At 69.9% G+C, this 14,975-nt stretch carries 14 protein-coding genes; 6 read left to right on the forward strand and 8 right to left on the reverse strand.

What is annotated here, in order from left to right; all coding sequences use genetic code 11:
* Positions 1–10: 10 nt before the first annotated feature.
* On the reverse strand, positions 11–1,420 hold the full coding sequence (locus tag NWF34_RS00740) for an FAD-dependent oxidoreductase (RefSeq protein WP_258324047.1): 1,410 nt from the start codon (positions 1,418–1,420) through the stop codon (positions 11–13).
* Complete coding sequence (hemE, locus tag NWF34_RS00745) at positions 1,420–2,481, reverse strand: uroporphyrinogen decarboxylase (RefSeq protein WP_096273863.1); 1,062 nt, start codon at positions 2,479–2,481, stop codon at positions 1,420–1,422. Before hemE ends, NWF34_RS00740 begins: the two co-directional genes overlap by 1 nt.
* 131 nt (positions 2,482–2,612) lie before the next feature.
* On the opposite strand from hemE, the gene NWF34_RS00750 reads away from it, so the two are divergent.
* The 3 genes from NWF34_RS00750 to NWF34_RS00760 all read left to right on the forward strand — a co-directional run bounded on the left by NWF34_RS00750 (position 2,613) and on the right by NWF34_RS00760 (position 5,055).
* On the forward strand, positions 2,613–3,266 hold the full coding sequence (locus NWF34_RS00750) for a DUF3000 domain-containing protein (RefSeq protein ID WP_024498530.1): 654 nt from the start codon (positions 2,613–2,615) through the stop codon (positions 3,264–3,266).
* A 5-nt stretch (positions 3,267–3,271) separates the two neighbouring features.
* Entirely contained in the window at positions 3,272–4,546 is a 1,275-nt protein-coding gene (locus NWF34_RS00755; RefSeq protein ID WP_024498529.1) for an HRDC domain-containing protein, read from the forward strand.
* An 80-nt stretch (positions 4,547–4,626) separates the two neighbouring features.
* A complete protein-coding gene (locus NWF34_RS00760; RefSeq protein ID WP_024498528.1) occupies positions 4,627–5,055 on the forward strand; it encodes an SRPBCC family protein in 429 nt (142 codons plus the stop codon).
* 22 nt (positions 5,056–5,077) lie between these two features.
* On the opposite strand, the gene NWF34_RS00765 is transcribed toward NWF34_RS00760, so the two are convergent.
* The 4 genes from NWF34_RS00765 to NWF34_RS00780 all read right to left on the reverse strand — a co-directional run bounded on the left by NWF34_RS00765 (position 5,078) and on the right by NWF34_RS00780 (position 11,574).
* On the reverse strand, positions 5,078–6,175 hold the full coding sequence (locus NWF34_RS00765) for a glutamate--cysteine ligase (protein WP_024498527.1): 1,098 nt from the start codon (positions 6,173–6,175) through the stop codon (positions 5,078–5,080).
* A gap of 13 nt (positions 6,176–6,188) precedes the next feature.
* Positions 6,189–8,147 carry a 1-deoxy-D-xylulose-5-phosphate synthase gene (gene dxs, locus NWF34_RS00770; RefSeq protein WP_024498526.1) on the reverse strand — a complete coding sequence of 653 codons (1,959 nt, stop codon included), beginning with the start codon at positions 8,145–8,147 and terminating at the stop codon, positions 6,189–6,191.
* Positions 8,148–8,269: 122 nt separating this feature from the next.
* A complete protein-coding gene (locus NWF34_RS00775) occupies positions 8,270–9,562 on the reverse strand; it encodes a class I SAM-dependent RNA methyltransferase (protein WP_191834405.1) in 1,293 nt (430 codons plus the stop codon).
* Positions 9,559–11,574 carry an APC family permease gene (locus NWF34_RS00780; RefSeq protein WP_024498524.1) on the reverse strand — a complete coding sequence of 672 codons (2,016 nt, stop codon included), beginning with the start codon at positions 11,572–11,574 and terminating at the stop codon, positions 9,559–9,561. The genes NWF34_RS00775 and NWF34_RS00780 overlap by 4 nt, the downstream gene beginning before the upstream one ends.
* Positions 11,575–11,652: 78 nt before the next feature.
* On the opposite strand from NWF34_RS00780, the gene NWF34_RS00785 reads away from it, so the two are divergent.
* Complete coding sequence (locus NWF34_RS00785; protein WP_006436504.1) at positions 11,653–12,318, forward strand: TrkA family potassium uptake protein; 666 nt, start codon at positions 11,653–11,655, stop codon at positions 12,316–12,318.
* A gap of 17 nt (positions 12,319–12,335) precedes the next feature.
* Positions 12,336–12,998, forward strand: coding sequence for a TrkA family potassium uptake protein (locus NWF34_RS00790; RefSeq protein ID WP_006436503.1), 663 nt, complete (start codon positions 12,336–12,338; stop codon positions 12,996–12,998).
* Here NWF34_RS00790 and NWF34_RS00795 read toward each other — a convergent pair.
* The gene (locus NWF34_RS00795) at positions 12,988–13,668 is read right to left on the reverse strand and encodes a DUF3159 domain-containing protein (protein WP_024498523.1); all 681 of its coding nucleotides are present in this window, start codon (positions 13,666–13,668) and stop codon (positions 12,988–12,990) included. The two genes, NWF34_RS00790 and NWF34_RS00795, sit on opposite strands and share 11 nt — an antisense overlap.
* Positions 13,665–14,045: an OB-fold nucleic acid binding domain-containing protein gene (locus tag NWF34_RS00800; protein WP_006436501.1), complete on the reverse strand. Its 381-nt coding sequence runs from the start codon at positions 14,043–14,045 to the stop codon at positions 13,665–13,667. The genes NWF34_RS00795 and NWF34_RS00800 overlap by 4 nt, the downstream gene beginning before the upstream one ends.
* A 198-nt stretch (positions 14,046–14,243) precedes the next feature.
* On the opposite strand from NWF34_RS00800, the gene NWF34_RS00805 reads away from it, so the two are divergent.
* On the forward strand, positions 14,244–14,966 hold the full coding sequence (locus tag NWF34_RS00805; protein ID WP_024498522.1) for an alpha/beta hydrolase: 723 nt from the start codon (positions 14,244–14,246) through the stop codon (positions 14,964–14,966).
* The last annotated feature ends 9 nt before the right edge of the window (positions 14,967–14,975 follow it).

A 14,975-nucleotide genomic window follows, 5' to 3' on the forward strand; every position in this document is an offset into this window, starting at 1 on the left:
GGACGAACAGTCAGGTCAGGTCGGTGAGCAGCGCCGCCACCGCGCATCCGGCCTGTCCGATGCAGGCCGGGACGCCGACGCCCGCATACGACGAGCCGGCGAGCACGAGACGGCGAGGGCGGGCCGCGGCGAGCCGCGCCATGGCGGCCAGGTGTCCCGGTCCGTACACGGGCAGGCCGTCGGTCCAGCGCTGCACGTACGTGTCGACGACGTGCGGCGAGGCGGGTGCCACGCCGGCCGCCCGGCACACCTCGTCGAGGTCCTCGAGTGCCTCGGTCCGCAATCGGTCGTGGACGCCGGGTTCGTCGTCGACGCTCGGTACCGGGGCACCGAACCGGCCGAACGACGCCCGTACCGAGACGGGCGCGTCGTCGTGTGACAGATGGGCCCACTTCTGCGAACTGAGGGTGAAGGCCTTGGCGCGCAGACTTTCTCCGGTACCGACCAGGACCCCGGAGTGATCGGGAAGCGGGGTTCCGGGGGCGAGCGCGATCGAGACCACCACCGACGACGCACCCTGCACCGCCCGCAGCGGAGCGGCGAAGTCGGGCAGCGAACGACGCAGGAGGTGGCCGGCCATCCAGGCGGGGATCGCGAGGATCACACCGTCGTAGTCGCGGACGTCGTCGCGTGCAGTACCGCCGACGTGCAGCGTCCAGCCGGTGGCGGTCGGCTCGAGCTCACGGACGTGTGCGCAGAGCTCGGGCCGCACCGCCGCAGCCTGTTGCAGGGCGTCGAGGAGGACCCGGTAACCGCCCACGAGGGTGCCGAAGACGGGACCCGAGCCGGTGGCCTCGGCGACGAGACCGGCGACGGCGTCGGTGAGATTCGCCACACCGGCGTCAAGGCGCGCGGCGAGGGCGGGCAGCGCCTCACGGAGGCCGATGTCGCCGGCGAGGCTCGAATAGACTCCGCCGAGCATGGGATCGACGCTGCGGGCGACCACCGATGGGCCGAAACGTTCGGTCACGAGGTCCCCGACCGTCGGGTCCGCGGACAGGTCCCAGTGCCAGGGGCGATCGGGTTCGGTCCGGATGAGTTCGACGTCGGCCGGATCGGCGAGGCCGGCAACCGCGTCGGGCGTCGCGGGGATACCCATCAGCGCCGGCGTCGGCAGCGGGTGAAGGCGACCGCCGGACCAGACGGCCGGTCGGCGCCCGGTCGGTGACACGACCCGATCCCCCAACCCGAGTTCGTCGACCAGGCCAAGAGCTTCCGGCCGCCGCACGATGAACGCCTCGGCCCCGACGTCGACGGCCTGTCCGCCGACCGTCGTGGTGTGCAGGACGCCGCCGAGCCGCTCACCCGCTTCCAGAACGTCGATACGTGCGTCGGCGCCGAGTTCGCGCCGCAGTCGGTACGCCGCCGTCAGGCCGGAGACACCTCCGCCGACGACGGCGATCCGGGGCCCGGCACTCATCAGAGGCTGTGGACCAGTTCGACCGTGCGGGTGAGAACATCTGGATCGGTACCCGGAAGCACCCCGTGGCCGAGATTGAAGATGTGGCCGACGGCGCCGGCCGCGATCGCCCGGTCACCGTCGGCGACCACGCGGCGGACCTCGCTGTCCACGACCTCCGGTCCCGCGAAGAGCAGCGTCGGGTCGAGGTTGCCCTGGACCGCCTTGCCCGGTCCCACTCGCCGTACGGCCTCGTCGAGCGGCACCCGCCAGTCGACACCGATGACATCGGCCCCGACGTGGGCCATCGGCGCCAGCAACTCGCCGGTCCCGACGCCGAAGTGGATGCGCGGGACCCCGTAGCCGGCGACCTCCGCGAGGACACGGGCACTGTGCGGCGCCACGAAACGCTGATAGTCGGCGGCCGACAGCATGCCCGCCCAGGAGTCGAAGAGCTGGATGGCGTCGACGCCGGCCTCGAGCTGGACCTGCAGGAAGGCGATGGTGATGTCGGCCAGGCGCGCCATCAGCTCGGCCCAGGTCTCCGGATCGCCGTGCATCATCGCCTTGGTGCGCTCGTAATTGCGGCTCGGCCCACCCTCGATGAGGTAGGAGGCGAGGGTGAACGGCGCACCGGCAAAGCCGATCAGCGCGGTGTCGCCGAGTTGGGCGAGCAACAGCTCGATGGCGTGGGAGATCGCCCCGACCGAGGCGGGCTCCAGACGCGGGATGCGCGAGACGGCCTCCGCCGACCGCACGGGTTCGGCGATCACCGGGCCGGTCCCGGCCACGATGTCGAGGTCGATCCCCGCGGCCTTGAGCGGCACGACTATGTCGGAGAACAGGATCGCGGCGTCGACATCGTGACGGCGTACGGGCTGCATCGTGATCTCGCACACCAACTCGGCGTCGAAGCACGATTCGAGCATCCCGTGGTTCGCGCGGATCGCGCGGTACTCGGGCAGGGAACGGCCCGCCTGCCGCATGAACCACACCGGACGGCGTGACGGAGTCCCACCCGTGGCCGCGGCGACGAGCGGCAGGTGCGACCGATGGACCCGAGTACCAGTTACGTTCGACATCACCGCTTACTCTGCCATGTCGACGTTCCGCACGGATCAGGGCAGGGACTTCACCCCACGTCCCCATTTCCGGGGGCGGTGAACCGGCGCGCCTCCGCCGCTGCCAGGCGCGACACACCTACGGTCGAACGGTGACTTCTTCGGGAGCTCCGGACGAGCCTGCTGATTTCCGCGCGGCGGTGGAGTCGCTGCATGCTGCCCGCGTCCGCCGTGAGATCGAGGTCGGGCCCATCCGTCCGCCGCAGCGCCTGGCGCCGTACAGCTACGCGGTCGGCGCCGAGGTGCGCCCGCCGGACGACCCCGACGTCGTTCCCGCCGATTCCCAGGGCTCCGCGTTCGGACGACTGATCCTGCTGTACGACCCCGCCGGTCAGGACGCCTGGAACGGCACGATCCGCCTCGTCGCCTATCTGCAGGCGGAGGTCGAGGCCGCACTGGCGATGGATCCGCTGCTGCCCGAGGTGGCCTGGAGCTGGCTGTCCGACGCCCTCGGTGTGCCGGTCGGCGAGAGCAGCACCCCCGAGCACTCCGGGAACGGCCCGTCCCTCGACGGCACCGCCCGCCGCATCGAGGTGACCGCACTCGGTGGAACCGTCACCTCCACCACGTCGGTGCGCTACGGCGACATCGCCGGACCGCCGCGCGCCCACCAGCTCGAGGTCCGCGCGTCGTGGACCGCGTTGACCGCCGAGGGTCTCAACGGACACCTCGAAGCGTTCTGCGAGGTGCTAGCATCGGCTGCCGGCCTCCCGCCGACGGGCGTGACCCGACTCGGCGCGACGTGAGCACCGTGGACACACCACCCGAGAACCCGACGCCGGAGGACGAGGCTCCCGAGGTCGAACCGCTGCTCGCGCCCGCCGGCGGTGTCCCGCCGGTGCTGTCGACCGCGGCGGAGTTCGCCGACGCGGCGCGAGCACTCGCGGCGGGCGAGGGCCCCATCGCCGTCGACACCGAACGCGCCTCCGGCTACCGCTATTCGCAGCGTGCGTATCTGATCCAGATCAAACGACGCGGTGCCGGCAGCTTCCTGCTCGATCCCATCGCCGATCCTGGGGCCCTCGCCCCGGTGATCGACGCATTGCGCGGGCCCGAATGGGTGCTGCATGCCGCCGACCAGGACCTCCCGTGTCTGCGCGAGCTGGGTTTCGAGTGCGTCGAGCTGTACGACACCGAGTTGGCCGGGCGACTCCTCGGCCTGGCGAAGGTGAACCTGGCGGCCATGGTCGCGCAGTTCCTCGGCCTCGGCCTGCTCAAGGGTCACGGTGCGGCGGACTGGTCGCGACGGCCCCTCCCCGACGAATGGCTGAACTACGCCGCGCTCGACGTCGAGGTTCTGGTCGAGCTGCGGGACGCGATGGACGCGGCGCTGGCCGAGTCCGGCAAAGACGGCTGGGCTCGTGAGGAATTCGCCTACGTCCTGTCCCGTCCGCCGGCACCGCCACGCACCGACCGATGGCGCAAGACCTCGAACATCCACACCGTGAAGTCCGCCCGCGCACTCGCCGCGGTGCGCGAATTGTGGATGGCGCGTGAGGAATTGGCCGAACGCCGGGATGTCGCCCCGGGCCGGGTGCTGCCCGACACCGCGATCGTGAACGCCGCCACCGCCGACCCCCGGTCCAACTCGGAGCTGACCCGTCTGCCCATCTTCGGCGGTCCCCGCCAGCGACGCCAGGCCGGGGTCTGGCTCAGTGCCCTCCAACGTGCCCGAGAACTGCCCGACGACGAGTTGCCGGCCCGCAAGACCAACGGCCCCGGACTGCCACCGGTGAGTCGCTGGGAACAGCGCAACCCGGAGGCCGCGGCCCGGATGCAGAAGGTGCGTCCGGCTCTCAAAGAGGTCGCCGAGAGCCGCACCCTCCCGGTGGAGAACCTCCTCGCCCCCGATGTGGTCCGTCAGCTGTGCTGGGACGGACTGCGGGAACCGGTCACCACCGAGGCGGTGGACGCGCATCTCGCCGCCGCCGGAGCCCGTCCCTGGCAGCGGCGGTTGAGCGTCGATGCGCTGACCGAGGCCCTACGCGGGGGCGGCGCGACCGAGACCGGCGACGGACCCGAATAGGCCGCGGCCGACCTGGGTAAGAGACTCCCCGACAGGCACGACCTCGCACCAGGCACGACCTCACGGAATGGGAGCACTCAGTGGCCACAGTCTCCGTCGGCATCGACTCGGACCTCGACCCCAGCGCGGCCTGGGCACTCGCCGCCAACCTCTCGCGATTCGACGAGTGGATGACCATCTTCGGCGGCTGGAAGTCCCCGGTCCCCGACACGATCGACGAGGGGACGAAGGTCTCGTCGCTGATCAAGGTGAAGGGGTTCCGGAACGTCATCCACTGGACCGTCACGCAATACGACGAGCCCAGGCTGATCGCGCTCGCCGGCAGCGGGCGCGGCGGCATCCAGATCGACCTCGCCATGAAGGTCGACGAGATCGCCGACGGTTCCTACTTCGATCTGTCCGCCGAGGTGTCCGGCGGATTGCTCAACGGACCCGTCGGAAGCCTGGTCGCCAGGGTGCTGGAGTCCGATGTGCACAAGTCGATCTCGAATCTCGCCACCCTGCGCTGAAAGCCCGGGCCGAGATCGACCGTCACCGGTCGACGCGCACGGTGGCCGCGCGGGTGATCGCGGGCGCCGAATGAGTCTCGCGGAAGATGCGCCGCTGACGTGACGCGCCGTTCCCCTCGCTCCACGTCCGGCGCAGCGCGGCGTCGACCTCCTCGCGCTGTCCCAACCGGTTCAGCGCCGGTCCGACCACCGTGACGAGCTGGGAGATCCTGGTCCAGGCGGGCATGCGCCCTCCCGTCACGGGATCGAGTGCGTCACCATCGAGACCGTCGTGGGCCGCCTTCCAGTAGGCGGCCGCCAGCAGCATCGGATCGAGTGTGGCCGAGGCGGATTCGGTCCCGCGCTCCACGTCGTCGAGCGCGGTCATCACCGCGGCGCGGACGATCGTGGCGAAGGCCCGGGCCTCGTCCACCCGCATCTGCACATCGGCCACGCGGATCTCCACGGTCGGGAGATGATCCGACGGCCGGGCATCCCAGTAGAGCATGTGCGGGTCGAGGATCACACCGGTCGCCACCAGCAGCTCCACCAGCTCGGCGAAATGGGCCGCCGATCGCAGGTGCGGCGGCGGACCCGCGGCCGGCCATCGGGACCACAACACCGACCGCCAGCTCGCGTGACCCGAGTCGGCATCACGGTAGATCGCGGAGTTGGCCGTCAGGGCGAGCAGCGCGGGCAACCACGGGCGCAGCCAGTTGCACACCGCCACGGCGGCGTCCCGGTCGGGTACGCCGACGTGCACGTGACAACCGTTGATGCCCTGTTCGTGGGCGAGCATGCCGTATCGTCCGGCCATCGCGCGATACCGGGGCGTGTCGGTCACCGGGAAGGATTCCGGGACCCGCGGCGGCAGTCCGCATGCGACGACGTCGACCCCCACGTCGTCGGCGGCCGCCGCGACGATGCTCCGCAGCCGGTACAGGTGATCGCCGATCTCCTCGGCGGTGTCGGAGGTCGGCGTGGCGATCTCGACCTGACAGGAGGTGAGCTCCAGGGCGAGGTCGAGTCCACGAGCCGAGGCCGCCGCGGCCACCTCGCGGTTGCGTGCGACGGGACGTGCCGTCTCGCGGTCGACGAGGACGAATTCCTCTTCGACACCCAGCGGCGGCAGCCCGGCCACGTGTCCTCCGATGTCAGTCCTCGGCGCGGCTCTCCGCGGGATCGGCGGGGTTCTCGAGCTGGCGTTCCAGCGCGGGACCGGCCTGCATCCCCGATACCGTCGCGGTGATCGAACGGGCGAGGTCCTGGGCGGTCAGACCGAGCTCGCCGAGGATCTCCCCGCGCGAGGCGTGCTCGACGAATGTCTGCGGGATGCCCTTGATCTGCACCGGAACCGGTACCTCGGCCGCCGAGAGTGCTCCCGCGACAGCCGATCCCACACCACCGCTGACGCATCCGTCCTCGAGCGTCACGACCAGGCGGTGACGACGGGCGACCTCGACCACCGAGGTCGCGACCGGCAGCACCCAGCGCGGGTCGATGACGGTGGCCTCGATGCCCTGCCGGGCCAGGCGCTCTGCGGTGTCGACGGCCAGGCTGCAGAAGGCGCCGACCGCGACGATGAGCACGTCGCCGGTCGCCGGACCGAGATCGTGGTCGCTGCGGTGCAGCACGTCGACACCGTCGTCGAGTCGCTCGACCGCCCGGATGTCCTCCGGCACCGCACCTTTGGGGAAACGGAGCGCGGTCGGGCCGTCGTCGACTCCGAGGGCCTCGTCGAACTCCTCGCGCAGCCGGACCGCGTCACGCGGCGCGGCCACCCGCAGGCCGGGAACCATCGCCATGAGCGACAGATCCCACATGCCGTGGTGGCTGGGCCCGTCGGGTCCGGTGATGCCCGACCGGTCGAGGACGAGGGTGACCGGTTGTCTCAACAGCGCGACGTCCATCAGCAGCTGGTCGAACGCGCGGTTGAGGAAGGTCGAGTAGATGGCCACGACCGGATGCAGGCCGCCGAGGGCGAGGCCCGCCGCCGAGGTCATCGCGTGCTGTTCGGCGATGCCGACGTCGAACATGCGGTCCGGGTAGCGCTCGCCGAACGGCGTCAGTCCGGTGGGACCGGGCATCGCAGCGGTGATCGCGACGACATCGGGACGGTTGGCGCCGGCATCGAGGAGTGCCGCGGAGAAGACCTTGGTCCAGTCCTGCGGGGCGACGCTCGTGGGCCGGCCGGTGACCGGGTCGATGATCCCGGTGGCGTGCATCTGATCGGCCACGTGATTCTCGGCGTGGGCATAGCCCATGCCCTTGCGGGTGACGGTGTGCACGATGACCGGGCCGCCGAAGTCACGGGCATGCCGCAGAGCCGACTCGACAGCACCGATGTCGTGTCCGTCGACGGGTCCGACGTACTTGAGGCCGAGGTCGGTGAACATCGCCTGGGGCGCCAGCAGGTCCTTGAGGCCGCTCTTCACACCGTGGAGCACCGCGTAGGCGGGTTCGCCGACCACGGGCATCTGCTTGACGACGCGCCTGCTCTCGTCGAGGAACTTCTCGTAGGCGGGCTGCAGGCGCAGACCCGAGAGGTGGCTCGCCAGGCCGCCGATGGTCGGCGCGTAGGACCGGCCGTTGTCGTTGACGACGATCACGACGGGCCGGTTGCACGCGGCGATGTTGTTGATCGCCTCCCAGCACATACCGCCGGTGAGCGCACCGTCGCCGACCACCGCGACGACGGTTCGGTCCGGCTGCCCGGTCAGTTCGAAGGACTTGGCCAGGCCGTCGGCGTAGGAAAGGGCCGCCGAGGCGTGCGAGGACTCGATCCAGTCGTGTTCGGATTCCGCGCGCTCCTGGTAGCCGGTCAGGCCGCCACGCTGGCGCAGACTGTCGAACCCGTCTTTGCGGCCGGTCACGATCTTGTGGACGTAGCACTGGTGGCCGGTGTCGAAGAGGATCGGATCGTGCGGTGAGTCGAAGACACGATGGATCCCGAGGGTCAGTTCGACCACCCCGAGGTTCGGTCCGAGGTGGCCGCCGGTGGCCGCCACCTTCTCGATCAGGAACGTCCGGATCTCGGAGGCGAGAGTCTCCAACTCCGCTTCCGACAGTGACCGCAGATCGGCCGGCGAGCTGATCCGGTCGAGCACACTCATCGTTTCCTCCATCGCGCGACGCCGCCGGAGACACCCCCGGCCCATAACCCGTCAGTCTACGGAAGCATTCGGATCCACCCCGCCCCGCGGATGGTCGACCGACCCACACCGCGGGTGACGGCTCAGGCCGGCACCAGACACGCGACCGCCTCCACATGGTGTGTCAGCGGGAAAGCGTCGAAGCCGCGGACCTGCGCGACGCGATATCCGGAACGGACGAAGAGACCGAGATCACGCGCGAACCGCGCCGCATCACAGCCCACGTGCACCACCACGGCCGGTCGGGCGGCGGTGATCGCGTCGACGACGCGCTCGCCGGCACCGGTGCGCGGCGGATCGAGGACGACGATGTCGGGCGCCTCGCCGAGGGCGTGGATCCGGGCCGCCACCTCACCCCGGTGGGTGACCACGCGGTCGCCGTCGTCGGCGAAGGTCTCCGACGCGGCCGCCAGCGCACCGGCGTCGGAGTCGACGATGTGGACCTCGTCGAGGCCCGTGTCGAAGGTGTCCAGCAGCGCGCCGGCGAACACCCCCGCACCGCCGTAGAGGTCCCACGCGACCCGGGGGGCGGAGTCGAGATGTTCACCGACGAAACCGACCACCGTGTCCGCGTAGGTCTGCGGCGCGGCGCGGTGCGCCTGCCAGAATCCGGTCACCGGGATGTTCCACGAGCGGCCGCCGACGCGGTGCACCGCGAACTCGGCGCCCTCGACGACGACCTGTGCGCGGGGTCGGGAACGGCGCCGACGGTTCTGCTGAGCGCGCCGGCGGGGGTCGCCGTGACGAACCTCGGCGATCGGCGCGAGTTCGGTGATGTGACGGGTGCCGTCGGCGTCGAGGACCACCGCCAGCTCGGCGTGCGGCGTGAACCGGCGACTGGCGAGGTCGTCGACCATCCCCGCCGCCGGCTGTACGCAGACGTCGTGGATCACCGCGGAACCGCGGAACGCGCGCTGCCCGGCGCGACCACGTCCGTCGACGGCCAGCCTCGTCCGGATGCGCCAGCCGGTGTCGGCCCCGGGTAACCGGTCGACCCCGCGGGTCGCGAGGTCGGTGTCGGCGATCGTCGCCTCGTCGAGATGGCCGACCCGGCTCAGGACGTCGAGCAGCACGGCCTGCTTCAGATCGCGCGCATGCCCGGGTTCGATGTGCCCGAGGTCGCAGCATCCCGCTCCCCCGGCCGCCGCCGGGCACGCCACCGGAATCCGATGCGGCGACGGGTCGAGGATCTCCACGGCCTCGGCCCGCCAATACGAGTCGTGACGGTCGTCGGTGATCTCGGCGACCACACGCTCACCGGGGATCGCGCCGCGTACGAACAGCACCCGGCCGTCGGCACGGCCGACCGCCTCCCCGCCGTTCGCCGGACGGTCGACGGCGACCTCGACCCGGCGCGCCGGAGGCGACGGCGTCATGGGGTGCGCTCCGATTCGCCGAGGGCGCGGCGGGTCTCACCCGGCGCCCAGTACCTCTTGGTCTCCTTGCGGCGATCCGACGACGTGAGCTGCCAGGGCACCGAGGTCACCATCACCCCGGGCTCGAACAGCAGGCGCCCCTTGAGCCGCAGCGCGGACTGGTTGTGCAGGATCTGCTCCCACCAGTGTCCGACGACATACTCGGGGATGAACACGGTCACCACGTCGCGCGGCGACTCCCGGCGCACCCGCCGCACGTAGTCGATCACCGGCCGGGTGATCTCACGGTACGGGGAGGCGATGACCTTCAGCGGGACCGTGATGTCGCTGGCCTCCCACTCGGACACGAGTTTGCGGGTGTCGCGGTCGTCGACGTTCACCGTGATCGCCTCGAGGACGTCCGGTCTCGTCGCCCGGGCATAGCGCAGGGCACGCTTGGAGGCCATGTGCAGACTCGACACGAGAACGATCGAATGCGTCCGGCTGGGCAGCACGCCCTCGTCGTCGGTCTCGGCCCGATCGAGTTCACGCTGTACCGACGCGTAGTGGTGGTGGATCAGCTTCATCAGGACGAAGATCGAGACCATCGCCAGCACCGCGATCCACGCGCCCGCGGTGAATTTCGTGATCAGGACCACCACGAGGACCGTCGCCGTCATCACCAGGCCGATCGAGTTCACCACCCGCGACTGCACCATCCGGCGCCGGGCACTCGGGTCGGTCTCGGTGCGCAGCAGACGCGTCCAGTGCCGCACCATGCCGGTCTGACTCAGCGTGAACGAGACGAACACGCCGACGATGTAGAGCTGGATCAGCGCGGTCACCTGCGCGCCGAACGCGACCACGAAGATGATCGCCGCGACCGCCAGGAACAGGATGCCGTTGCTGAACGCCAGCCGGTCACCACGGGTGTGTAGCTGCCGCGGCAGATATCGATCCTGGGCCAGCACCGAACCGAGCACCGGAAAGCCGTTGAACGCGGTGTTCGCGGCCAGCAACAGGATCAGCGCCGTCACGGTCGCGACGAAGAAGAAACCGGCCGGGAACGAATCGAACACCGCGTGCGCGAGCTGCGCGATCATCGCCTTCTGCTGATAACCCTCGGGGGCGCCGACGAGGTCCTTGGCGGGATCCATCACGTACTTCGCGCCGATCTCCTGGGCGAGGAGGACGATGCCGAGCAGCAGGGTGATCGAGAAGCCACCGAGCATCAGCAGCGTGGTCGCGGCGTTGCGCGACTTGGGTTTCCGGAAGGCCGGTACGCCGTTGCTGATGGCCTCGACCCCCGTCAGCGCGGCACACCCGGAGGAGAACGATCGGGCCACGAGGAACGCCAGCGCGAGCCCAGTGAGGTTGTCCTGTTCCGCCACGATTCCGAAGTCGGCGGTCTCCGAACGGATCTCCTCGCCGAGGACGAAGATCTCGGTGAAGCCCCAGATGAGCATGCCCAGCACGCCGACGATGAAGGCATAGGTCGGGATGGCCAGCACCGCTCCGGATTCCTTGATGCCGCGCAGGTTCACCGCCGCCAGGATCACGATCGCCCCGACGCAGAACCAGACCTTGTGCTCGTTGACGAACGGAACGGCCGAACCGATGTTCTCCGCCGCCGAGGTCACCGACACCGCTACGGTCAGGACGTAGTCGACGAGCAGGGCGCTGCCGACGGTGAGGCCCGCGTTGGGTCCCAGGTTGACGGTGGCGACCTCGTAATCGCCACCACCCGACGGATATGCGTGCACGTTCTGCCGGTAGCTGGCGACCACCACCGCGAGGACCACGGCGACGGCGATCGCAACCCACGGGGTGAAGGTGAGAGCGGTGATCCCGGCGACCGAGAGGACCAGGAAGATCTCCTGTGGCGCATACGCCACGGAGCTCATCGCGTCGGAGGCGAAGACCGGGAGGGCGATGCGCTTGGGTAGCAGGGTGTGGCCCAGCTTGTCGCTGCGGAAGGGCCTGCCGAGCAGGAGTCGCTTCGTCGCAACGGACACCTTGGAGACGGTGGACACCAGGCAACCCTAGAGCGTCCGCGTCGCGGCGGGTAGGTTCGACTCGCGGCACGCACGCCGCATCGGGAGAGGAATGTCGTGCAGGTAGTCATCATGGGTTGCGGGCGGGTCGGATCGTCGCTCGCGATGGCGATGCAGAAACGCGGACACGACGTCGCGATCATCGACCGGGACCCGTCCGCCTTCTCGCGGTTGTCCGCCGACTTCGCGGGCCGCACGATCACCGGCGTGGGGTTCGACCGGGACATCCTCGTGAAGTCCGGGATCGAGCACGCCGACGCCTTCGCCGCGGTCTCCTCCGGTGACAACTCCAACATCATCGCCGCGCGGGTCGCCCGGGAGACCTTCGACGTCGAACGTGTCGTGGCACGCATCTACGACGCCAAACGCGCCGAGGTCTACGAACGGCTCGGCATCCCGACCGTCGCCACGGTGCCGTGGACGACCGAGCGGTTCGTCTCCGCGCTCGGTGAGACGGCGACGGCTGAGTGGCGTGACCCGTCGGGTTCGCTCGCGGTCGCCGAGGTCGACGTCCACGAGTCGTGGATCGGGGTCTCGGTAGGCAGGTTCCAGGAACAGACCGGTGCCCGCGTAGCCTTCCTCAACCGGGTCGGCCGACCGGTCCTGCCCGACGCCAAAACCGTTCTCCAGCAGGACGACGTGATCTATGTCGCCGTCCTGCTCGACAATCTGGTCAACGCGCGCCGAGTCGCCGCGGAACCGTTCACCCATCCCGAATCCTGAGTGACGAGGAGTCATCCGTGAAGGTCGCCATCGCCGGAGCCGGCGCGGTCGGGCGCTCGATCGCCCGCGAACTCCTGGTCAACTCGCATGACGTCACCCTGTTCGAGCGGAAGGCCGACCACGTCGACCCGGACGCGGTGCCGGGCGCGAAGTGGATTCTCGCCGACGCGTGCGAGCTCACGAAGCTCGAGGACGCGCAACTGCAGACCTTCGACGTGATGATCGCCGCGACCGGTGACGACAAGGCCAATCTGGTCGTGAGCCTGCTCGCCAAGACCGAGTTCGCGATCAACCGGGTCGTTGCCCGGGTCAACGACCCGCGCAACGAATGGCTGTTCGGCGACGACTGGGGTGTCGACGTCGCGGTCTCGACCCCGCGCCTGCTCGCCTCCCTCGTCGAGGAGGCGGTGTCGGTGGGGGATCTGGTCCGGCTCATGACCTTTCGACAGGGCCAGGCCAATCTCGTCGAACTCACCCTGCCCGCGAACACACCGGTGGCGGGCAAGCCGGTCCGCAAGCTCGAGCTACCGCGGGACGTGGCACTGGTCGCGATCCTGCGCGGCGGGCGTGTCATCGTGCCGCAGAGTGACGACCCGATCGAGGGCGGTGACGAACTGGTCTTCATCGCGCCGGCCGAGGCGGAACCCGCGCTCTACGACGCCATGCGGATCACGCGCTGACGGTCTCCTCCTCGCGGACCGCGCGGCGGACGAGCAGGACGGTCGCGAGCACCGCCAGGGCCGTCAGCGGCCATCCCATCGCGATCCGCGCGAAGGCCAGCCATCCGGTGGCGCCGAGGTCGTAGAGCTCGGACTGGGTGAGATAGCGTGCCGCGAAGACCAGTGCCCACAGGGCGGTGGCGATGTCATAGGCGCGCAGCGTCCGGCCATGCCTTCGCCAGGCGGTCCCCTGCCCGTTCACCAGATGCCAGGCGACGCCGATCAGGGGCCAGCGCACCAGGATGGAGACCACGAACAGCACCGCGTAGACGAGAGTGGTCCAGATCCCGAACAGGAAGTACCCCTTCGCGTCCCCCACGCGACTGGCGATGAACACGCAGATCGCGACGCCGAGGAGGCCGGAGATCGCCGGGGTGAGACCTTCGCGGCGGATGATCCGCACGCCGAAGACGAGGGCTGCGGCGGCGAGCGCGGCGACGATGGCGGCCCGGAGGCCGAGGAACGAGTTCACCGGTACGAACACCACGACCGGAACCGTGGAGTAGATCAGCCCGGAGACGCCGCCGATCTGTTCGAGCACCGTCGGGGTCGGGGCGGGACCCGAATCCGGTTCGACGTCGTGGCCGATGGACTCGTCACCCGGCTCGCCGGTGTCGCTCGTGGGTGTCACTCGTCGTCGCTGCCCTGCAGCTCGTAGTAGGGGTTGTAGATCACCTTGTGACCGTCCTGCAGGGCGAGACGTCCCCGCACGGTCACCTTGCGGCCGGGTTCGATACCCGCGATGCGATTGCGGCCCAGCCACTTGAGCATGACGATGTCGGAGCCGTCGAAGAACTCCGCCTTCACGCCGGCCTTGGCCGCGCGTGAACACGTCTCCACCGCACGCAGCTCACCGTGCATGGTGACCTCCTCGCCGCGAGTGCAGTCCGACGCGCGTTGTGCGCCCGTCGCCTTCGACTCCTCCGCGATTCGCTCCGCTTCGACGTTCCCGAGATCTTCGGTGAGTCGGCGGGTCAGACGCTTGAGATAACCAGCAGTGGTGGGCATCCCAACCTCCCAATGGATTTCAGCCGGGCACCAGGCTTTCGCGTCAGCGTCCGTGGCCACCGAACGATTGATCGGTGACTGTCCGCCAGCGTAGACCCGGCATCGGCCGGTGACAACGTGGACGACCGGGGCTCACCCGCAGTCCCGGGACACCCTAGGGGATGATCTCCAGGTGCCCTGCATCCGGATGAACTTTTGATGCCCCACATGGACCGTCCGTCCACACGAACACCCACCGCGCTGGTGGTGATTCCCGGGACCGGCTCCGATGCCGACCACGTCACACGTGCCTTCGGTCACGCCGCGGCGATGCTCGGAGTCGAGCTCGTGGCGCTCGAGCCGACGCCGGATCTGGTCGCCGGCCATCGGCGTGGTCTCGAACGTGCGGCCGTCGAACACGACTCGGTTCTGGTCGGCGGGGTGTCGATCGGCGCCGCCATCGCCCTCGAATGGGCACTCGCCGACACCGGCGACCGATGTGCGGGCGTGTTCGCGGCCCTGCCCGCCTGGAGCGGCGACGCCGATTCCGCGCTCGCCGCGGCGAGCGCACGGGCGACGGCCGATGCGATGGAACGCGACGGGCTCGACGCAACGGTCACCGCGATGGCCGCGAGCAGCCCGGACTGGCTGGCCGCCGAACTCTCCCGCTCCTGGGGACGCCTGCACCCCGAGGTCATCGGACAGCTACGCGATGCCGCGGACTACTCGGCGCCCACACCGGAGCAGATCACCCGACTCACCGTTCCACTGGCACTCGTCGCGGCCCCGGACGACGCCATCCACCCGATCGCGGTCGCCCGCACCTGGCATGACGCCGCGCCGCGTTCGGCACTGGTCGAGGTCACCCTCGAGGGGTGGGGCCGCGATCCCGCGCTCCTCGGCGACAGTTGCCTCGCCGCATACACGCGCCTGTCGAGGTGAGACCCCGTC

This window comes from Gordonia sp. GONU (genome assembly GCF_024733855.1).
Taxonomy (GTDB): domain Bacteria; phylum Actinomycetota; class Actinomycetes; order Mycobacteriales; family Mycobacteriaceae; genus Gordonia; species Gordonia amicalis.

What these genes read in the sequence shown, in the direction of transcription:
- NWF34_RS00740 (WP_258324047.1), bottom strand. Translation starts at nt 1,420, where the DNA reads ATGAGTGCCGGGCCCCGGATCGCCGTCGTCGGCGGAGGTGTCTCCGGC.
- hemE (WP_096273863.1), bottom strand. Translation starts at nt 2,481, where the DNA reads ATGTCGAACGTAACTGGTACTCGGGTCCATCGGTCGCACCTGCCGCTC.
- dxs (WP_024498526.1), bottom strand. Translation starts at nt 8,147, where the DNA reads ATGAGTGTGCTCGACCGGATCAGCTCGCCGGCCGATCTGCGGTCACTG.
- NWF34_RS00775 (WP_191834405.1), bottom strand. Translation starts at nt 9,562, where the DNA reads ATGACGCCGTCGCCTCCGGCGCGCCGGGTCGAGGTCGCCGTCGACCGT.
- NWF34_RS00800 (WP_006436501.1), bottom strand. Translation starts at nt 14,045, where the DNA reads ATGCCCACCACTGCTGGTTATCTCAAGCGTCTGACCCGCCGACTCACC.
- NWF34_RS00805 (WP_024498522.1), top strand. Translation starts at nt 14,244, where the DNA reads ATGCCCCACATGGACCGTCCGTCCACACGAACACCCACCGCGCTGGTG.